This window comes from Enterococcus casseliflavus NBRC 100478 (genome assembly GCF_001544095.1).
Lineage (GTDB): Bacteria > Bacillota > Bacilli > Lactobacillales > Enterococcaceae > Enterococcus_D > Enterococcus_D casseliflavus.
This window is the reverse complement of the sequence record NZ_BCPT01000006.1, coordinates 156428-176709: the sequence shown is the minus strand read 5'-3', so window position 1 is coordinate 176709 and position 20282 is coordinate 156428. Positions and strand designations below refer to the sequence as shown.

The 20282-nt window shown below is 43.3% G+C and carries 24 protein-coding genes; 23 read left to right on the top strand and 1 reads right to left on the bottom strand.

Annotated elements, in window-relative coordinates:
• The first annotated feature begins 4 nt into the window (after positions 1–4).
• The 20 genes from fabG to ECA1_RS07175 all read left to right on the top strand — a co-directional run bounded on the left by fabG (position 5) and on the right by ECA1_RS07175 (position 15956).
• Positions 5–742 (top strand): 3-oxoacyl-[acyl-carrier-protein] reductase, encoded by a 738-nt coding sequence (gene fabG, locus ECA1_RS07270; RefSeq protein ID WP_008378189.1) that lies wholly within the window; start codon positions 5–7, stop codon positions 740–742.
• Between the two features lie 12 nt (positions 743–754).
• Entirely contained in the window at positions 755–1993 is a 1239-nt protein-coding gene (gene fabF, locus ECA1_RS07265) for a beta-ketoacyl-ACP synthase II (RefSeq protein ID WP_005235583.1), read from the top strand.
• Positions 1994–2476: an acetyl-CoA carboxylase biotin carboxyl carrier protein gene (gene accB, locus ECA1_RS07260; protein WP_060792096.1), complete on the top strand. Its 483-nt coding sequence runs from the start codon at positions 1994–1996 to the stop codon at positions 2474–2476.
• 4 nt (positions 2477–2480) lie between these two features.
• Positions 2481–2909 carry a 3-hydroxyacyl-ACP dehydratase FabZ gene (gene fabZ, locus ECA1_RS07255; RefSeq protein WP_005225895.1) on the top strand — a complete coding sequence of 143 codons (429 nt, stop codon included), beginning with the start codon at positions 2481–2483 and terminating at the stop codon, positions 2907–2909.
• A gap of 7 nt (positions 2910–2916) precedes the next feature.
• A complete protein-coding gene (locus ECA1_RS07250; protein WP_005225896.1) occupies positions 2917–4281 on the top strand; it encodes an acetyl-CoA carboxylase biotin carboxylase subunit in 1365 nt (454 codons plus the stop codon).
• 12 nt (positions 4282–4293) lie between these two features.
• A complete protein-coding gene (accD, locus tag ECA1_RS07245; protein WP_005225897.1) occupies positions 4294–5163 on the top strand; it encodes an acetyl-CoA carboxylase, carboxyltransferase subunit beta in 870 nt (289 codons plus the stop codon).
• Positions 5156–5941 carry an acetyl-CoA carboxylase carboxyl transferase subunit alpha gene (locus ECA1_RS07240; protein ID WP_010748087.1) on the top strand — a complete coding sequence of 262 codons (786 nt, stop codon included), beginning with the start codon at positions 5156–5158 and terminating at the stop codon, positions 5939–5941. Before accD ends, ECA1_RS07240 begins: the two co-directional genes overlap by 8 nt.
• 190 nt (positions 5942–6131) lie before the next feature.
• Positions 6132–6977 carry a transporter substrate-binding domain-containing protein gene (locus ECA1_RS07235; RefSeq protein WP_060792095.1) on the top strand — a complete coding sequence of 282 codons (846 nt, stop codon included), beginning with the start codon at positions 6132–6134 and terminating at the stop codon, positions 6975–6977.
• Between the two features lie 22 nt (positions 6978–6999).
• The gene (locus ECA1_RS07230) at positions 7000–7689 is read left to right on the top strand and encodes an amino acid ABC transporter permease (protein WP_005225900.1); all 690 of its coding nucleotides are present in this window, start codon (positions 7000–7002) and stop codon (positions 7687–7689) included.
• A gap of 16 nt (positions 7690–7705) precedes the next feature.
• Positions 7706–8431, top strand: a complete 726-nt coding sequence (locus tag ECA1_RS07225; RefSeq protein ID WP_060792094.1) for an amino acid ABC transporter ATP-binding protein — start codon at positions 7706–7708, stop codon at positions 8429–8431.
• 359 nt (positions 8432–8790) lie between these two features.
• The gene (locus tag ECA1_RS07220; protein ID WP_005225903.1) at positions 8791–9315 is read left to right on the top strand and encodes a YqeG family HAD IIIA-type phosphatase; all 525 of its coding nucleotides are present in this window, start codon (positions 8791–8793) and stop codon (positions 9313–9315) included.
• A gap of 1 nt (position 9316) precedes the next feature.
• Positions 9317–10435: a ribosome biogenesis GTPase YqeH gene (gene yqeH / locus ECA1_RS07215; RefSeq protein ID WP_010748089.1), complete on the top strand. Its 1119-nt coding sequence runs from the start codon at positions 9317–9319 to the stop codon at positions 10433–10435.
• Positions 10436–10450: 15 nt separating this feature from the next.
• Positions 10451–10762, top strand: a complete 312-nt coding sequence (gene yhbY, locus ECA1_RS07210) for a ribosome assembly RNA-binding protein YhbY (protein WP_005225905.1) — start codon at positions 10451–10453, stop codon at positions 10760–10762.
• A 12-nt stretch (positions 10763–10774) separates the two neighbouring features.
• A complete protein-coding gene (locus ECA1_RS07205) occupies positions 10775–11416 on the top strand; it encodes a nicotinate-nucleotide adenylyltransferase (protein WP_005225906.1) in 642 nt (213 codons plus the stop codon).
• Complete coding sequence (gene yqeK, locus ECA1_RS07200; protein ID WP_060792093.1) at positions 11406–12005, top strand: bis(5'-nucleosyl)-tetraphosphatase (symmetrical) YqeK; 600 nt, start codon at positions 11406–11408, stop codon at positions 12003–12005. Before ECA1_RS07205 ends, yqeK begins: the two co-directional genes overlap by 11 nt.
• Positions 12006–12016: 11 nt before the next feature.
• Entirely contained in the window at positions 12017–12358 is a 342-nt protein-coding gene (gene rsfS / locus ECA1_RS07195) for a ribosome silencing factor (protein ID WP_034695537.1), read from the top strand.
• On the top strand, positions 12358–13086 hold the full coding sequence (locus tag ECA1_RS07190; protein WP_016610179.1) for a class I SAM-dependent DNA methyltransferase: 729 nt from the start codon (positions 12358–12360) through the stop codon (positions 13084–13086). The genes rsfS and ECA1_RS07190 overlap by 1 nt, the downstream gene beginning before the upstream one ends.
• 27 nt (positions 13087–13113) lie before the next feature.
• A complete protein-coding gene (locus ECA1_RS07185) occupies positions 13114–14280 on the top strand; it encodes a nucleotidyltransferase (RefSeq protein ID WP_060792092.1) in 1167 nt (388 codons plus the stop codon).
• A 79-nt stretch (positions 14281–14359) separates the two neighbouring features.
• On the top strand, positions 14360–15082 hold the full coding sequence (locus ECA1_RS07180) for a YebC/PmpR family DNA-binding transcriptional regulator (protein ID WP_005225911.1): 723 nt from the start codon (positions 14360–14362) through the stop codon (positions 15080–15082).
• 214 nt (positions 15083–15296) lie between these two features.
• A complete protein-coding gene (locus ECA1_RS07175) occupies positions 15297–15956 on the top strand; it encodes a hypothetical protein (protein ID WP_005225912.1) in 660 nt (219 codons plus the stop codon).
• Positions 15957–16013: 57 nt separating this feature from the next.
• Here ECA1_RS07175 and helD read toward each other — a convergent pair whose 3' ends face one another.
• The gene (helD, locus tag ECA1_RS07170; RefSeq protein ID WP_060792091.1) at positions 16014–18293 is read right to left on the bottom strand and encodes an RNA polymerase recycling motor HelD; all 2280 of its coding nucleotides are present in this window, start codon (positions 18291–18293) and stop codon (positions 16014–16016) included.
• A 140-nt stretch (positions 18294–18433) separates the two neighbouring features.
• Here helD and ECA1_RS07165 point away from each other — a divergent pair, with 140 nt between their 5' ends.
• The 3 genes from ECA1_RS07165 to thmT all read left to right on the top strand — a co-directional run bounded on the left by ECA1_RS07165 (position 18434) and on the right by thmT (position 20038).
• A complete protein-coding gene (locus ECA1_RS07165) occupies positions 18434–19306 on the top strand; it encodes an aminoglycoside 6-adenylyltransferase (RefSeq protein WP_060792090.1) in 873 nt (290 codons plus the stop codon).
• Positions 19307–19371: 65 nt separating this feature from the next.
• A complete protein-coding gene (locus tag ECA1_RS07160; RefSeq protein ID WP_060792089.1) occupies positions 19372–19773 on the top strand; it encodes an ASCH domain-containing protein in 402 nt (133 codons plus the stop codon).
• A gap of 88 nt (positions 19774–19861) precedes the next feature.
• Complete coding sequence (thmT, locus tag ECA1_RS07155) at positions 19862–20038, top strand: 2-hydroxymuconate tautomerase (protein ID WP_005225916.1); 177 nt, start codon at positions 19862–19864, stop codon at positions 20036–20038.
• The last annotated feature ends 244 nt before the right edge of the window (positions 20039–20282 follow it).

Below are 20282 nucleotides of genomic sequence, written 5' to 3'. Positions count from 1 at the left end.
ATTTATGGATCTGCAAAATAGAAACGTCTTTGTAACTGGTAGCTCGCGAGGGATCGGTTTTACCATCGCGGAAGCCTTTGCCAAAGAAGGAGCGAATATCGTTTTAAATGGACGAAAAGAAATTCCCCAGTCACTGATCGATCGCATCACCAGCTACGGCGTGAAATGTGTAGCGATCAATGGGGACATTTCTGATTTTGATCAAGCGGCAGCCATGCTTTTGGAAGCAGAAGCGGCAGTCGGACCGATCCACATTTTAGTTAATAATGCCGGAATCACGAATGACAAATTATTGTTGAGAATGAAACCCGAAGATTTTGATTCAGTGATCAAAATCAATTTGACTGGTACCTTCAATATGACGCAGCACGCGTTGAAAAAAATGATGAAGCTGCGAGAAGGCCGTATCATCAATTTGACGAGTGTGGTCGGCTTGACGGGAAATATCGGGCAAGCCAACTATGCGGCAAGTAAAGCTGGCGTGATCGGTTTTACGAAATCTGCCGCTCGTGAAGGTGCCGCTCGGGGGATCACCTGCAATGCGATCGCCCCAGGATTTATCGAAACAGAGATGACTGAAGTGCTGTCGGATAAAGTCAAAGAACAATCATTGGCAAATATTCCATTACAGCGTTTTGGTTCCACACAGGATGTTGCGCAAACAGCAGTCTTTTTAGCAAAAAGCCCCTACATCACTGGTCAGGTGATCAGTGTAGACGGCGGGATGGCAATGCAAGGGTAGGAGGAAGAATAGATGAATCGAGTAGTAGTTACAGGATACGGCGTCACTTCTCCAATCGGAAATGACCCAGAAACATTTTTAGCAAGTTTACAAAACGGGACCAACGGCATCGGCCCGATTACAAAATTTGACGCAGAAGCAACAGGGATCTCAGTTGCCGCTGAAGTCAAAGATTTTCCGTTAGAAAAGTACTTCGTTAAAAAAGATACGAAGCGGATGGATCTTTTTTCCATTTATGGAATTTATGCGGCGTTAGAAGCGATGGAAATGGCGAAGTTAGATACAGAAACCATTGATGTGGATCGTTTTGGCGTGATGGTTGGTTCAGGGATCGGCGGCTTGCCAACGATTCAAGACCAAGTGATTCGGATGCATGACAAAGGAGCAAATCGGGTATCACCAATGTTCGTACCGATGTCGATCGTAAATATGGTTGCCGGCAACATTGCATTACGGGTAGGTGCGAAAGGCATTTGTACGACGACTGTTTCCGCCTGTGCTTCTGGTACCCATTCAATCGGTGAAGCTTTTCGGAACATCAAGCATGGCTACGCAGATGTCATGATCGCTGGTGGTTCAGAAGCGACGATCTGTGAAATTGGTATCGCTGGTTTTGCGTCTCTGACGGCGTTAACCACTGAATCAGACCCTGACAAAGCTTCCGTTCCGTTTGATAAAAATCGTAGTGGGTTTGTCATGGGGGAAGGCGCTGGCGTCTTCATTTTAGAATCATTGGCGCATGCGCAAAAACGTGGGGCAACGATTTTAGGTGAAGTCGTAGGGTACGGTGCGAACTGTGATGCCTACCATATGACTGCGCCAAATCCTGATGGATCAGGTGCCGGAAAAGCAATGAAATTGGCGATGCAAGAAGCATCGATCACCCCGGCTGAAGTTGGCTACATCAATGCCCACGGTACAAGCACGCCTGCCAATGACAGTGCAGAAGCGACATCGATCCAATACGGATTGGGCGAAGACTATAAAAAACCATATGTTAGCAGTACAAAGTCAATGACTGGTCATTTGCTTGGGGCGGCTGGCGGAATCGAAGCCATTGCTTCACTATTAGCATTACAACATCAATTTATTCCACCAACCATCAACGTGACAGAACAAGATCCTGAGATCGACTTGAACGTTGTTATCAATCAAAGCCAACCAGCAGAATTGACCTATGCCATGAGTAATTCACTTGGGTTTGGCGGTCATAATGCAGTGATCTTGTTGAAACGTTGGGAGGAAGCGTAATTGGAAACACATGAGGTAAAAGAGCTGCTCAGCCAATTCGATCAATCGACGTTAACTGAGCTTCAATTAAAAAAAGAGACATTTGAACTTTATTTTAATAAAAATACGACAAGTGGGTTACAAAGTGCATCCTCTGCACCTGCGCCTGCTCCTGCAGCGAATGCTGCGCCAACTCCTGTTGCACCAACGCCTGCTGTCTCAGCAACACCTGAAACAGTAGAAACGGCAAAACCTGTTTTAGAGGGCAAAGAAGTTGTCTCTCCATTAGTGGGTGTCGTTTATTTGAAACCAAGTCCTGATAAAGACAACTTCAAACAAATCGGCGATCACGTGAAAAAAGGTGATATTCTCTGTATCGTTGAAGCGATGAAAGTCATGAATGAAATCGTCAGTGACGTCGATGGCGAATTAGTTGAAGTCTTGGTTGAAAGCGAACAAATCGTTGAATACAATCAACCATTATTCCGTGTGAAAGAAGGGTAAAGCAATGAGCGCATTAACGATTCAAGAAATCAAAGAAATCATCCCTCATCGTTATCCGATGCTTTTAGTGGATCGGGTAGAGGAGTTAGAAGAAGGCAAACGGGTCGTTGCGAAGAAAAACGTTACTATCAATGAGCCGTTTTTCCAAGGTCATTTCCCCCATGAACCAGTGATGCCCGGAGTATTGATCGTGGAAGCAATGGCACAAGCAGGTGCTGTGGCATTGCTATCATTGGAAGATTTTCGTGGGAAAACTGCCTACTTTGGCGGTTTAGACAAAGCGAAATTCAGAAAAAAAGTAACACCAGGCGATACCTTGATCTTAGAAGTAGAAATAATCAAAGTGAAATCTGCAGCTGGCATCGGCAAAGGAATTGCCTATGTTGATGGGAAAAAAGTGGCGGAAGCAGAATTGACTTTCATGATTGGATAGGTGAGACATGTTTTCTAAAGTATTGATCGCAAACCGTGGCGAAATCGCCGTACGTATCATTCGCGCTTGTCGCGAATTAGGTATTCAAACGGTCGCCGTTTATTCAGAAGCAGATAAAGAAGCGTTGCATACAGAGCTTGCCGATGAAGCGATTTGTATCGGACCTGCCAAAGCAGCCGACTCTTATTTGAATGTACAGCAGATCCTAAGCGCTGCGATCGTCACAAAGGCTGAGGCGATCCATCCTGGATTTGGCTTTCTTTCAGAGAATAGCCGTTTTGCTGCGATGTGCGAGGAATGCAATATCGTCTTTATTGGGCCAAAGAGTGAGACTATCGATGCAATGGGAAACAAAATCAATGCAAGACGCTTGATGATCGAAGCAGAAGTACCGGTCATTCCCGGAAGCAAAGGCGCGATTTCTGATGTGGAAGAAGCTTTAACGATCGCTGAAGAGATTGGTTACCCAGTCATGCTCAAAGCTGCGGCCGGCGGTGGCGGTAAAGGGATACGGAAAGTCGCAGATAAAGAAGCATTGCCGCATCATTTTGCTTCCGCACAGCAAGAAGCGAAAGCGGCATTTGGCAACGATGAAATGTACATTGAAAAAATCATTTATCCTGCTCGACACATAGAAGTGCAAGTGTTAGGTGATTCTTTTGGTAATATTATCCACCTTGGTGAACGCGATTGCTCGCTTCAACGCAACAACCAAAAAGTGTTGGAAGAATCCCCTTCTGTGGTGATTTCTGAAAGCAAGCGAGCAGAACTAGGAGAAGCAGCGGTACGTGCCGCACAAGCGGTAGGGTATCGTAATGCTGGCACGATCGAGTTTTTAATGGCGGACACTGGGGAGTTTTATTTCATGGAAATGAACACTCGAATTCAAGTGGAACACCCGATCACCGAAATGGTGACAAACATTGATTTAGTCAAAAAACAACTTGAAGTCGCTAGTGGCGAACCGCTAGGCTTGACGCAAGCAGACATCAAGATGACGGGCGCGGCGATCGAATGTCGGATCAATGCAGAAAATCCAGCCTTCAATTTTGCACCGTCACCAGGCAAGATCAACAATTTGTTTTTACCAAGCGGTGGTCTAGGCGTTCGTGTAGACAGTGCCATGTATTCTGGCTACACGATCCCACCTTATTATGATTCTATGATCGCTAAAGTGATCGTTCACGGCGAGAACCGTTTCGAAGCGTTGATGAAGATGCAGCGGGCGTTAGCCGAATTAGTGACCGATGGTGTCATTACGAATGCAGAATTCCAAATGGACTTGATCAGTCACCCGAAAGTGATTGCAGGAGACTATACAACCGCCTTTTTACAAGAGGAATTTTTGCCAAATTGGACACCTGAACAATAGGAGGGAAGATGAGTGGCTTTATTTAAGAAGAAAAACTACATTCGCATCAATCCTAATCGAGGTCAGCTGCCAACGAACGAACCAGTCGTACCAGATAATCTTTGGGCGAAATGTCCTAGTTGCAAACGAACGCTTTATACGAAGGAGATGGGGGCAGAGAAAGTCTGTCCTCACTGCGGGTATAATTTCCGAATCAGTGCCTGGGAACGGATCGCTATCACGATTGATGAGAAAAGTTTTGAAGAATGGGACACAGATGTAACCACAAAAGATCCTCTTGATTTTCCTGGATATTTGGATAAAGTCGCCCAAATGCAAGAAAAAACTGGGTTGCATGAGGCTGTCCTCACAGGAGAAGCAAAAGTTCAAGGATTGCCGTTAGCGATCGGGATCATGGATGCGAATTTCATCATGGGCAGTATGGGAACGGTCGTAGGGGAGAAGATTACCCGTTTGTTTGAACGTGCGATCGAAAAACAGCTACCAGTTGTTCTTTTTACCGCTTCAGGTGGTGCGCGGATGCAAGAAGGAATTTTGTCACTGATGCAAATGGCAAAAATCTCTGCCGCGGTAAAACGCCACAGTAAAGCTGGCTTGTTTTATCTAACGGTTTTAACGGACCCGACAACCGGTGGCGTCACCGCTAGTTTTGCGATGGAAGGGGATATCATCCTGGCAGAACCGCAAGCCTTGATCGGTTTTGCTGGACGACGTGTGATTGAACAAACCATTCGTCAGGAACTACCTGAAGACTTTCAAAAGGCAGAGTTTCTGTTAGATCATGGCTTTGTCGATCAAATCGTTCCACGGACGAACTTGCGGGAGAAAATCCACCATTTGATTTCTTTGCATACGCGGAAAGGATGGGATCGCAATGACTAGAGCAGCCCACGAGATCGTTGAACTCGCTCGCAGCAAAGACCGTTTGACGGCACTGGATTACTTTGACGGCATTTTTTCTGAGTTTGAAGAGTTTCATGGAGACCGTCTGTTTGGCGAAGATGAAGCCGTTGTTGGCGGCATTGCTTGTTTAGATGGCAAGCCAGTGACCGTGATCGGTATTCAAAAAGGCCGTAATCTGCCTGAAAATTTACGCAGAAACTTTGGCTCGCCACATCCTGAAGGTTATCGCAAAGCGTTACGCTTAATGAAGCAAGCAGAAAAATTTCAGCGACCTGTGGTCACATTGATCAATACAGCAGGGGCGTTTTGCGGTATTGGCGCGGAAGAGCGCGGAGAAGGCGAAGCGATTGCCCGTAACTTGATGGAAATGTCCGATTTAACGGTGCCGATCTTGGCAATCATCATTGGTGAAGGCGGCAGCGGCGGTGCCTTAGCACTGGCATTAGGCGATGAGGTTTGGATGATGGAACATTCGATCTATGCCATTTTATCTCCCGAAGGCTTTGCTTCGATCCTATGGAAAGATGGCAGCCGTGCCAAAGAAGCTGCTGGCTTGATGAAGATCACAGCTCAAGAACTATATGAACTCGGTGTTATTGAAAAAGTGATTGCTGAAACCCATGAAGAGGCCTTTTTACCGAAAGAGCAATTGATGGAACAGATGAAAGCGGCAATTTCAACGAAACTTGCCGAACTTTCTACCTTGCAAACAGATGAATTGCTTGAGGCAAGGTATCAACGTTTTCGCCGATTTTAAAAACTAGGATATCCACTCTGATTAGAGGATGGGTATCCTAGTATTTTTTTATTAAAAGTGTTATTGAATAAATCGTACAAATGGCGAAGTTTTTAGTTTAAAATTTAATTATTCTGTGCTATTATGTATATATTCTGAATATATGAAGATTATATTGCATAAATATTTGTTTTGAAGAGGAGCTTTTTTTATGAAAAAATTATTTGGAGCATTTGTTGTATTGACGGGGATTTTGGTTTTAGGAGCTTGTGGGAATGGCGGCTCATCGAGTACTGGAAGTTCTAGTGCCAGCGGTTCGGCGGATAATCAATTGGAAGCCATCAAAGCAGCTGGTGTGTTAAATGTGGCAACTTCTGCTGACTTTGCCCCGTTTGAATTTCATGCCTTGATCGATGGCAAAGATACGATCGTGGGCGCAGATATCGATATGGTCAATGAGATCGCTGATCGTCTTGGTGTCGAAGTGAATATTTTGGACCTTGATTTCAATGCTGTTTTGACTGCTTTGCAACAAGGGAAAGCCGATATCGCTGTTTCAGGCATCTCAGCAACTGACGAACGTAAACAGACTTTTGATTTCACCGATAACTATTTTACACCAGAACAAAAATTAGTTGTTAATAAAAACAATGAATCGGCATTTGATTCAATCGAAAGCTTGTCTGGCAAAAAAGTAGGCGCTCAAAAAGGCTCGATCCAAGAAATGATCGTTCAAGATCAATTAGCTGATTCGCAATTGGTTTCCATCGCCAAAGTTCCGAATCTAGTCAATGAATTGAAACAAGGCTCGATCGACGGTTTGGTCCTTGAAAGTGCGGTTGCTGAATCGTATGTTGCACAAAATGATGACCTCGTGATCACTGATGTAGCATTAGAAGCATCTGAAGGCGATTCTTATGCAATTGCTTTACCTAAAGGGAGTACCGAATTACAAGAAGAACTAAACAGTATTTTGAAAGAATTGATTGAAGATGGTACAATCGACGAGTATGTACAAAAGAACACAGATCTAGCCAACGAAAATGCGGCGCGATAGATAGAACGGAGTAGACACAATTATGGATTTATCCTTTTTAGCGATATATTACCCTTATTTTCTTTCTGGTGTGGTGATCACCATCGTGATCTCTATCATCACCGTGATCTTTGGAACGATTCTAGGGGTGATTTTTGCCCTAATGAAATTATCAAAAGTGACGCCTTTGCGCTGGTTTGCTAATGCGTATATTGAAGTCATCCGCGGCACACCGATGCTGGTGCAGATATTGATCGCTTTTGGTCTTTTGCAAGGAATGTTTGCCTTGCCGACGGTCTCGATCGGCGTGTTGAGTCTTGATTTTGGGCGGCTATTTCCTGGGATCATTGCGCTCTCGCTTAATTCTGGGGCATATGTTGCTGAGATTGTCCGAGGGGGAATCAATGCGGTTGATTACGGTCAAACAGAAGCGGCTGGTTCTTTAGGGTTGCGGCCTTTTCAAACGATGCGTTATGTCGTATTGCCACAAGCACTACGCAACATTTTGCCGCCACTAGGCAATGAATTTATCGTTTTGATTAAGGATTCCTCTTTGCTTTCAACGATCGGCATCTACGAGCTGATGAACAGTGCGCAGATCGTTGTCACCAGTTCTTTCCAACCATTAACGCCTTTCTATGTGGCGGCGGTCATTTACTTCATCTTGACGTTTACGACTTCGCGACTATTGAGTTTATGGGAAAAGAAACTAGGCAAAGGCTATCGTCGTTAAAAGGAGAAGACAAGCTATGATGTTAGATATTCAAGATTTACACAAAACCTTTGGCAGCAATCAAGTGCTAAAAGGGATCACAACGACGATCGATCAAGGAGAAGTCGTAGTGGTGATTGGGCCATCTGGGTCAGGAAAAAGCACGTTTTTACGCTGTTTGAACCTATTAGAAGTACCGACAAGCGGAAAAATCTTTTTTGAAGGAACCGATATTACCGATCCAAAGAATGATTTGTATAAGATGCGTGAAAAAATGGGTATGGTCTTTCAAAATTTTAATCTTTTTCCGAATATGACGGTTTTAGAAAACATTACTTTGTCCCCGACGAAAGTCAAGAAGGTAGCAAAATCGGCGGCTGATCAGTTGGCAAAACAACTACTAAATGATGTTGGCTTACCAGACAAAGCAAAAGCCTATCCTCAAAGTCTTTCTGGTGGACAAATGCAACGAATCGCTATCGCACGTGCCTTGGCGATGGATCCAGACGTGATGCTCTTTGATGAACCGACTTCAGCGTTAGACCCAGAAATGGTTGGCGAAGTATTGTCCGTCATGCAGCGTTTGGCTCAGCAAGGAATGACGATGGTCATCGTCACTCATGAAATGGGCTTTGCGAAAGAAGTCGCGGATCGGATTTTATTTATGGATCAGGGAATCATTATGGAGGAAGGAACGCCAGAACAGATCTTTGATCATCCGAAAAATCCACGAACCATTGATTTTTTGAGTAAAGTATTGTAAACTGCGAGAAGTTCGCAGTTGTTAGTGATAAATTTGGACCTTTCCTAAGCATCCTTTCAGTAAAAGGATGCTTTTTTGACGGAAAAAAGACTACTTTAAAGAAGTGATAGAACAAACGGTTGTCTTGGCAGGTTCCTTTTTCAGTTCTTTTACAAGAAACCTGCAGAAACTGGCGCACTTGCTAGTATTCAAAAAGATTCTATTGTATAATTACAGGTTGAAGAGGTCTGATCTTGATAGAAACCATCTGCGTGATTGTAGGCAGATCGGACTGTTTCTTTTTAAGGATCGACAATTTGGATCGATGACTAGTCGCCGATTTTTAATACGTGAAGAAATCATGCAGCAAAGGAGATTTTATGTTTTCAAATTATAAACCGACTTGGATGGTCGATGCGATTTATAAAATCACCCCTAGCCAACTAAAGGCACAGGGGATCAAAGGGATTTTGACCGATCTTGATAATACCTTGATTGCTTGGAACAATCCTGACGGAACCGAAGAACTAAAAAACTGGCTACTGGAAATGAAAAATGCTGGGATACCGGTAGTTGTCGTTTCCAACAACAATAGTGAACGAGTGGCACGGGCAGTTGCGCCTTTTGGTTTAAAGTACGTACACCGCGCATTAAAACCCTTTTCAAGAGGGATCAAACAAGGCTATCAACAATTAGGCTTGAAAAAAGAAGAGGTCGTGATGATCGGCGATCAAATCATGACGGATGTACGAGGTGCCAATCGTGCCGGTGTTCGCAGTATTTTAGTGAAACCAGTGATCCCAACGGATTCTTGGAAAACCCAATTTAATCGAGCCGCAGAAAGAAAAATCATGAACTATTTATTGAAGCACAACCCAGAGTTAAAATGGCGTGGAGGAATTTAATATGACAGAAGGAATCGAAGAAATTCACTGTATCGGCTGCGGGGCAGTGATTCAGACAACGAACCCCAATGAATTGGGCTACACCCCGCAATCCGCATTAGAAAAAGGACTTGAATCAGGAGAAGTCTATTGTCAACGCTGCTTCCGTTTGCGCCATTACAATGAGATCCAAGATGTTTCCCTTACCGACGATGATTTTCTGCGTCTACTGAATGAAATCGGGGAAAAAGAAGCCTTGATCGTTAATGTCGTTGATATTTTCGATTTTAATGGTTCATTGATCCCAGGACTGCACCGCTTTGTCGGCAATAATCCTGTTTTATTAGTGGGCAACAAGGTGGATATTTTACCAAAATCTTTGAAAAAATCGAAGATGACCCAATGGATGAAGGAACGTGCTCATGAAGCTGGTTTAAGACCAGTGGATGTATTATTGACGAGTGCCAAGAAGCCAGGTGAAACGGAAGCTTTACTGCAAGCGATCGAAACGTATCGTGAAGGACGCGATGTCTATGTGGTGGGTGTGACGAATGTTGGAAAATCAACATTGATCAATCAAATCATCAAACAAACAGCGGGGATCAACGAATTGATCACGACTTCGCGTTTCCCAGGAACCACATTGGATAAAATCGAGATTCCATTGGATGACGGACACTTCTTGATCGACACACCAGGAATCATTCATCGTCATCAAATGGCGCATTATTTAGGTAAAAAAGATCTAAAAATCGTGGCACCAGCCAAAGAGATCAAACCAAAGGTGTATCAGTTGAATCCAGAACAAACTTTGTTCTTAGGAGGACTTGCCCGATTTGATTTCATTCAAGGAGAACGCAGTTCATTTATTGCTTATGTAGCAAATGATGTGGCGATCCATCGGACCAAATTAACGAAAGCCGATGAGTTTTATGAGAAACATGTTGGTGGGCTGCTGCAGCCGCCGCGAGCAGATGAAGTGGCGGATTTTCCTGAACTCGTCCGTTTCGAATTTTCAATCAAAGAAAAAACCGATATCGTTTTTGCTGGACTTGGCTGGATCACGATCACCAAACCGTGCGTCATCGCTGGGTGGGCGCCAAAGGGTGTCGATGTGCTTAGACGTAAAGCATTAGTATAAGGAAGAAGGAAGAATATGGACTTACGAGGAAAACAAAAAAGATTTTTACGAAGTGAAGCGCACCATTTAAACCCGATTTTTCAAATCGGCAAAGGCGGCTTGAATGACGCGATGATGGCGCAAATTGAAGAAGCGCTAGAAAAACGAGAATTGATCAAAGTCTCATTGCTCCAAAATACCGATGAGGTTGCTGACGAAGCAGCTGAAACGATCCGTGAGAAAGTCGGCTGTGAAGTGGTACAAATCATCGGACGAGTGATCGTTTTATTCAAACCGTCAAGCAAAGAAAAATACCAAACGATTTCAAGCAAAGTTCGTTCAATTTAGGAGGGAGAAGGCATGCAAGGACAAACATTTGGAAAGGTACAAACGGTTTTAGAGACACAAACACAAGAACTTGTACCGAAAAAGCAAGTGGGCATTCTTGGTGGGAATTTTAATCCAGTACACTACGCACATCTGGTCATGGGTGAGCAAGTAGGGCAAGCATTAGGGCTGGATAAAGTTTATTTCATGCCTGAGTATTTACCGCCTCATGTTGATGAGAAAAAGACGATCCCAGCTGAGCACCGCTTGGCGATGTTGGAGTTGGCGATCGCCGATAATCCGCGATTTGCTGTAGAGACCATTGAGTTGGAACGAAAAGGTAAGAGTTATACGGTTGATACGATGCGGGAATTGACAGCTAAGAATCCAGATACCAATTATTATTTTATCATTGGCGGGGATATGGTGAACTATTTACCAAAATGGCATCAAATCGATGAGCTGATGGAATTGGTGACTTTTGTGGGGGTTCGTCGTCCAGAAGTGCCGATCGATAGCCCATACCCGATTATTTGGATCGATATCCCGCTAATGGATGTCAGCTCAACAACAATTCGTAAAAAAGTGCAACAAGGTTGTTCGGTTCGCTACTTATTGCCAGATAATGTGTTACACTATATTCAAGAAAAGGGGTTGTACTTGGATGAAGAGTGAACACTACACACAAGCAGAACGGGAACTTTTGATGCAAAAGGTCCAAATGCAGATGAGTCAAAAGCGCTTTGAGCATGTGTTAGGTGTCGAAAAAACGGCCGTTGCCCTTGCGGAAAGATATGGTGCTTCACCGGTCAAAGCCAGCATCGCCGCCTTGACGCATGATTATGCGAAAGAACGCAGCGATGAAGAATTTCAATTAGTCATTCGTAGAGACGGATTCGACTTGGATCTCTTGAACTGGAACAATGCCATCTGGCATGGACTCGTCGGTGCTGATTTCGTTCAACGAGAATTAGAAATCGATGACGAAGAAATCTTACAAGCGATCCGTTTGCACACCACCGGAGCTGCTAAGATGAGCCTGTTAGATAAAATCATCTATGTGGCAGATTATATCGAACCCGGACGTACGTTTCCTGGAGTCGTTGAAGCCAGAGAGATCGCAATGATCGACTTAGATGCCGCTGTTGCTTACGAAACGAAACATACCTTGCTTCATTTGATCGAAACAGAAGCTGTTATCTACCCAAAAACGATCGAAACCTACAATTTTTGGGTAGCCAAATATAGGAGGGAATTACCATAGATAGTCAGAAAATATTAGAAATTGCTGTAAAAGCCGCCGATTCCAAACATGCCGAAGATATTATGGCATTAGATGTGCGGGAAATCTCTTTGCTCGCAGATTACTTTGTGATCTGTTCAGGAAATAGCGAACGTCAAATCAATGCGATCATTGATGAAGTCATCGATAAAGAAGAAGAAAATCAAGTATCTGTTCGCCGTGTCGAAGGAAAAGATGGTGGAAAATGGGTCTTGATCGACTTAGGTGACGTGATCGTTCACGTATTTAGTGCCTCAGAACGTGCTTTTTACAACCTAGAAAAATTATGGTCTGATGCGCCGCTTGTGGATCTTAATGAATGGGTCGTGGCGTAATGGCTTACGAAACCTTCGCATTTGTCTATGACGAAGTAATGGATTCCAGTCTCTATAAAAAGTGGCTGGATTTTTCTTGTCGTCATTTAGGAAAAAGAAAACAGCTGTTAGAATTGGCTTGTGGAACTGGTGCGTTAGCCGTTGAGTTTGCCAAGGCTGGTTTTGACGTGACTGGGTTAGATCTTTCAGAAGAGATGCTGATGATCGCTAGTCAACGGGCTGAAAAAGAAGAGGCGGCTGTGCAATTTGTTGCGGGTGACATGCTGGATCTCGTAGATGTTGGCACCTATCAAGCAATTACCTGCTATTCTGACTCCCTTTGCTACATGGAAGACGAGCAGAGTGTGCAGCAAGTGTTTGATGGTGTTTACAGTTGTTTAGAAGAAGATGGCGTCTTTTTATTTGATGTGCATTCCTTATATCAAATCGATGAAGTCTTTCCTGATTATAGCTATCATTACCAAACCGATGAATTTGCCTTTCTTTGGGAAAGCTATCAAGGCGAAAAAGACCATAGCATTGAACACTTCTTGACCTTTTTTGTTGCACAAGAGAATGGGTTGTTTGAACGCTTAGATGAGCTTCATCAAGAAAGAACCTATCCTCTTGAAAGCTATTTAAGAATGTTAGAAAATGCTGGTTTTGCTAATGTTGAATGCTATGCTGATTTTATCGATACGAAGCCAAATGAAAAAAGCCGTCGCTGGTTTTTTGTCTGCCATAAGTAACCGTTATGTAAAACAGGAGGGATGTCGATGAAGGCTTGCGGACTAGTCGTAGAATACAATCCTTTTCACCATGGACACCAATACCATGTGGAAAAAGCACGGCAAGTAACGAACGCTGATGTCGTCGTTGCGGTGATGAGTGGGAATTTTTTACAGCGTGGCGAACCAGCAATCATCGATAAATGGCAGCGAGCTCAAGCAGCACTACAATATGGGGTAGACTTGATCGTCGAATTGCCCCCCGCTTGGGCCGTCCACTCTGCTGATTTTTTTGCATCGGGTGCGATTAGGATTCTGCAGGATCTGCAATGTGAGTTGTTATGCTTTGGCACAGATACGAAACACCCCTTCGACTATGCCAAGTTTGCTCACTTTGAAAAAGAAAATCAACTAATGATCGATGACGCATTTCAACGCTTAGCGAGGCAAAATGCTACCTATAGTCAAAAAATGAGTGCGGTCCTCAGTGAGCTTTATCCTGAGTACCATGCAGAAAAAGACCAGCCCAATCATCTGTTGGGTATGGCGTATGCACGGGAAGTGCTGCATTATGAAAAACCAATGCGCTTGGTCCCCATCCAACGCGTTGCGGCGTCTTATCATTCAGAACAATTCGATCATCCCACGATCGCCAGTGCAACAGCCATTCGCCAAGCAATCAAACAAGGTGCAGCTGTTGCGGATTTTGTTCCTGAAGCCACACAAAACTTTCTTTCACAAGCAACAGTCGACTGGGAAGCATTTTGGCCGTATCTTCAATACCAGATCATCTCTGCCCCGCTCGAAAAATTAGCTGCTATTTACCAGATGGAAGAAGGATTAGAATATCGACTAAAACAATATGTGACGGCGGCGGATTCTTTTGCAGATTTTATCAAGTTGTTAAAGACGAAACGTTATACCCAAACGCGGCTGCAGCGTCTTGCTTGTTATGTATTGTTCCAAGTGACAAAAGCTGAAATGAAGGAAGCTCAAGAACATTCCTTTATTCGAGTCTTAGGGTATACGAAGCAAGGGCAGCACTATTTAAAAGAGGTCAAAAAAGAGCTGACCCTGCCGCTGATCGCTAAATTTGGTAAGCAAGAAGCACAGCGCTATGGCTTGTCATTGCGGATCGACCAGATCTATCAGCAAGGGAATCCTCAAATCACAGAACAAAATTTTCGAAGAATTCCGCTTTTTATTGATAAATAAGTGAAAATTACTTCACAGAACGCCATTTGACAAGTATAATGAATAAGGATTTTTAAAAACAAGAAAGCGAAGTGAAATCATGGGTCGTAAATGGGCAAATATCGTAGCGAAAAAAACTGCTAAAGATGCAAACAATAGCCGAGTTTATGCAAAATTTGGAATCGAAATCTACGCAGCAGCAAAATCGGGTGATCCTGATCCTCACGCGAACCAAAAATTACGCTTTGTTATCGAACGTGCGAAAACCTACAATGTGCCAAAACACATTATTGACCGTGCGATTGAAAAAGCCAAAGGTTCTGGCGATGAACAATACTCAGAACTTCGATACGAAGGATTTGGTCCAAATGGATCAATGGTGATCGTCGACACGTTGACAAATAACGTCAACCGCACCGCAGCCGATGTTCGGGCCGCTTTTGGTAAAAACGGCGGGAATATGGGTGTTTCAGGGGCCGTTGCTTATATGTTTGATAACACGGCACTCTTTGGCTTTGCCGGTGACGATGCGGATGAAATCTTAGAATATTTGATGGACAAAGAGATCGATGTTCGTGATGTTGTTGAAGAAGATGGACAAATCATCGTTCACGGTGAACCAAGTGACTTCCATGCCATTCAAGAAGCCTTGAAAGAAAAAGGAATCACTGAATTCTCAATTGCAGAAATGCAAATGATTCCTCAAAATGAAGTAACCTTGACGGGTGACGATCTAGAAAAATTCGAAAAAATGATCGATGTGTTAGAAGATCTTGAAGACGTACAAAACGTCTATCACAATGTGGCAGACGCGGAAGAATAAGTGTCACTTGGCAGCCTAGAGACAATCTGGCTGCCATTTTTTAGTATGTTTTTTTATGTAGAAGCTTTGTCGCTTATGCAAGAGAAATAATGAAGCGGTAGCGTTGCTCATTTACTGAAAATTCTTCTGTGTTGATCATCTTTTCAGTTGGTTTCTATACATTTTATGTGTTATGATTTACTACATAAGCAAACAAATCGTTAGGGGGGCAGACATGGAAGAAAAAATCGTTTTAGAGCCATTTAATCGAATCTTAAGTGGTTTTGAAAAGCTAGCAGAAGTGTCTGTATCGATTTCTGACTGCTCGGCTCTTTGTCGGAAATATCAAAAGTACGGGGTAGAAGGGTATCGTCTAGGTGATTATCGTGGTTCTTCTTATTTGAATCGTTATTTAAATGTCGTCGTTGATCGCGCACCCTTATTAATTTATAAAGAGCGATTCTTGATTCCATTAGTCTTTCGCATGTCGGAATACTCTGAACGGCTCTTTATCGATGAGTATCGAATGGAAGGGTTCTTCTTGCTTTTGGATTGGCTTTTAGAGCACCGACCAGAAAAAGCAATTATTGATTATAAACGAACGCGTGCTTTGCCTCATAGAAAAGAATTTGTCATCGATAGTTCCTATGTACTTTTTCGATTGACAGAAATTCTAGATGGCGCTGGCTTCCCTCTTAGTCGCTTTACGACGATTGAGGAATTTAGTGAGTGGAATCGTACCCATCGCTTGATCGATAACGGCAGTATTGGACGACATACAAAATTATTCGTTCCAGAAGATCCCGAACACGTTTCTGAGCTGCAAATGATTTTAACCATCGTAGGGATGCGTTATCCAGAAACCCGTTTATTTATTGGCGAGTTAAAAGGCTAAAAAAACATCACGATCGGCTTGTTTCCTTTGGGAACTCGCCGAAAGTGATGTTTTTTGTTATCCGATCGTTGATGCTTTTTGGAACTGATAAGTGGTAGGATCAGCTTTTGCTAGCAGCGGCAATTCCTCTTGGGTGAGGACGGTCAACTGATGCATCGCCCGTGTCGCCATTGTATAAAAAATCAATTGGTCTTGTTCAGTCACAAAAGTGGCACCTGGTGTCCAGACAAATACTTGGTCAAACTCTAGCCCTTTTGCTAAAAAGGCCGGGAAGATCATCACATTGCGTTTCATGAAGTCTTCTTCAGAGGTGATCAGCTGCACTTGTTCCTGCATTGTTTCTGCCAGCTGGGCATATAACTGCTGGCAATCCTTTGCGGTTTTACAAATGATCGCGGTGCGCCAACGCTGATTCTCAGCTGCGTCACGAATACTGGTTTCTAGGAAAGCCAGATTTTCAGTTGCAGTTCCTTTAACAATTGTTGGTACCGCCCCTTTACGAGCCGTCAATTCCACTTGATCACTGCCAACTAAAAATTGATTGGCGAAATCTGTGATTTCCTTAGTCGAACGATAGCTGGTTTTCAATTGATAACGTTTCACACTTTCGTGGGGGAATAATTCTGCTAATGCCCCGACGATCGTTTCATTGCCATACACTTTTTGATTCAAATCTCCGCACAGGGTGATGCCAGCCTTTGGATAAAGCTGACGCAGTAGAGCCACTTGTACTGGTGGAAAATCCTGCATTTCATCGATAAAGATAAACCGAGCTTTTTCTTCGACGTGAACAGGATAAAGCTGTTTGATCAGTAAGAAAAACAAAACGGCGTCTTCTTGTTTGATCTGTCTTTGGCGCATGCCTTGTCGAATATCGGCAATACTTTGCTGCCAAGCCGCAGCCTCGATGCCAGTTTCTTTGACTGCAGCAGACTCAACCGATTGTAAAAAGTGTAAGTATTGCTTGGCTTGGTTGATAAACTGAAAGTTTTTCACTCCCCGGGTCAAGGAACGGAACTTCTTGCGGACGATCTGCTGTCTAAGTTTCTTCCGCAAACGGCGTTCGTTTTCTTCGCTGTATTCTTGATGAGGATCATTGGCAAATACTTGTTGCAATTGTTCTTCGGTCGCTTCTTTGACCCAGTCTTTTTTTGCTTCATCTTTTTCCAAGCCGCCGATTTTTTTTAATAATTTCGTTTGAAGCAGTTGGGTTCTTTGGTAAATCGGCAGTTCGTTATTGGTTTCTTGATACCAGCGGCGAATCTGTTCTTTTGTCAAATAGGTTTGCCCTTGGATTTTTAGATCACGGAACAAGGGACCGATCGGTGCAATCGAACGGACATAACGGTTGATTTTTTCCACCAAGAAAAGACTACTTTTGATTTTTTCAATGGCATCATCATCGCCGCTTAAAAAGGTTTCTTCTTGTTGGGTTTCTTTCGTCACTTCATAGCCAGTCAGAATCAATTGGATAAAGTGGTGGAAGGTTCTTGTGGGCACTTCACTTTCACCTAAAGAAGGCAGGACCATGGAAATATAGTCAGAAAACAAATGATTGGGTGAAAACAGCAAGACTTGTTTTTCGTCCAACCATTTGCGATTCCGATAAAGTAAAAAGGCGACCCGCTGCAACAAAGCAGAGGTTTTCCCACTTCCAGCAATCCCTTCGATCAGCAAGAATTTATTGGTGGTATCACGAATGATTTGATTCTGTGCTTTTTGGATCGTCGAAACGATGTTACGCATTTGAGAAGAAGAGGCTTCATCCAATATTTCCAACAAAAATTCGTCATTGATGATCTCCGAAGTATCGACCATCGACAAGATTTCACCATTTTGAATTTTAAATTGGCGTTTCAAAAGCAATTCTACCGTAAAGCGATCAGTGTCTGTTTCGTAGAAGGTTTCACCAAGCTCTCCTTCATAATAAAGATTGGCGATCGGTGCGCGCCAGTCAATGACGATCGTTTCTTCATCTTTGTCTCGCAATGAAGCGATCCCCAAATAGAGGGTCTCGGTTTCTTGTTCTTCTTTGAAATCGATTCGAGCAAAATACGGATTGCCCGCCATCGTTGTTAAGGTTTTGACGCGTTTTTCTTGTGATTCTGCGGTTTGGTATTTTATCAGCAATTCTTGTTCATGCTGCTGGTACTCGATAACTGATTCATAAAAGGCTTCACTGTCGCCCCCGCGAATTTTCTTATCGGCGATTTCTTTTAATTGATCATCCATTTTAGCGGCTAACTCTTGTTTTTGCTGCGAAAGGATCGCTTGTTCTCTGTGGATCAGAGCAATGGTTTCATTGACATGTTGTTGTTCTTTTTGACGTTCGTTCACGAAGGATCCTCCTTAAAAAAATTGCGACATAAAATTATAGCATATTTTCCCTACGGATGTCGTGGAAAAAAAGAAACTATGCTAATATTTATAAAAAGAGCTTAGGTGTTCAAAAACGAAACGAAAAAGAGGTGGAGACGGTGAGGGAAGAAGCAGAATTGCACCAATTGATCCTGTCTGTGGGGCAACGTGTTGGGGCACGTGCCATCGGTTTATCTGGTTCACGGACCGATCCGCAGGCGCCAAAAGATTTTTTGCAAGACTTTGATGTGGTTTACGTAATGGATGATATTCAGCCCTTGGTCGATGATCCTTCATGGTTAGAAGCCTTTGGACCGATCATGATCAGGCAAACACCGGAAGCTAGCACCATCTATCCGCCAAGCTTGGGCGGGTGTTTTACGTACTTGATGCATTTTTTAGACGGAGTAAGAATCGATCTCATGCTATGTCCTCTTGCACTGGTCGATCGTCTGGCTAACGAACCAGGCTTGCAGCCGCTGCTTGATCCAGACCAAATACTAAGTTTTGCTAAACAAGCAAATCATTCGCATTACTGGATCAAGCGCCCGACCCAAGCCGCTTTTCAGGAACACTGCAACGAATTTTGGTGGGTAAGCACGTATGTCGTGAAAGGGCTGCTTCGAAAGCAGCTGATTTATGCTGCGGATCATTTATACACTATTTGTTGGCAAGAATTGTTATGGATTGAAGATTTGTTCGTTGCCCAAGCTCAGCAATTTCAGGTGAGTACAGGAAAAAATCATAAATACCTACAGTCGTTTCTAACGGAAAAGGAGTGGCGGGAATTGACCTCATTGCTTGATTTTTCCACGATCACTGCCTGCGGTCAGTCCCTCTTGAAGATGCAAAAACGTTTTGATGGCCAAGCAAAGAACATCAGCGAGAAATTAGGGCTGGCCTATGATTGGCAAGAAGCTGAGAATGTCCAAACATATACGAAGTATTGGAGTGAAAAAAATTGGCAGATGAAACCAGAGAATCAAAAATAAAAGACTGTCAGATTCAAGCGTTTTGGTAGCGGTTTTTAAAAGCAAATCCAAGAAATCAATCTCCTTTGACCTATGAAGATGCTTGGTCCTTTGGTGATACACCACAAATGGCCGATGAACTGGCAGCACTGGTTTTAGCTGGCAAAAAGACGGCAACGACATCTGCCGCTGCACTCTATGAAATCGAGCAAGAAGCATTGCCGCAATCAGGAACCTATAGTGTCCTTTTAAATGGGTCGGATGTACCAAAAGCTGTTCTTTACTTAGAGTCAGTGTCGATCGTGCCTTTTGATGAGGTGACAGCAGACTTTGCCTTTTTAGAAGGGGAAGGAGATCGCACTTTGGCTTATTGGCGCCGTGTTCATGAAGCTTTTTTTCAACGAGCTTATGCCTCAGCGGGGTTGTCTTTTCACGATCAAATGCTGTGTGTTTGCGAAAAGTTTTGTGTCGTTTATCAGGAAGAATAAAGTCATGGTTTTCTTTGGAAACCAAGGTAATAGTTTTTGTCTTTTTGAAAAAGGTGTATAATCAAAAGCAAACAAAGGAGGAAATCGTATGCCATTTATCCATGTCGAACTAGTTGAAGGACGTTCGCAAGAGCAACTGACGAATATGATGAAAGAAATCACTGAGGCTGTCCATAAAAATACAGGCGCCCCTAAAGAGCATATCCACGTTATCATCAATGAAATGAAGCAAGGAACCTATGCTGTGAATGGCGATTGGAAATAATTCTCTTGCTTTTTTATCAAGAGAGTGTTTTAATTGAGCCATAATCGATCAATAAAAAAGACACCTGAATTTGAGAGTCTTCGATAAGAGAGGGAAATCTTGGCTGAAAATTTCCTAGAAGAAAACCAAAGGATGACCACTTTTTTAAGACCTCTGTCGAAACGGAGGCGGCTGAACCGTTATCTCATGAAGAGGAAAACAGACTTTTTCTGTTTTTGAAGAATAGGTGGAACCACGTGTGATC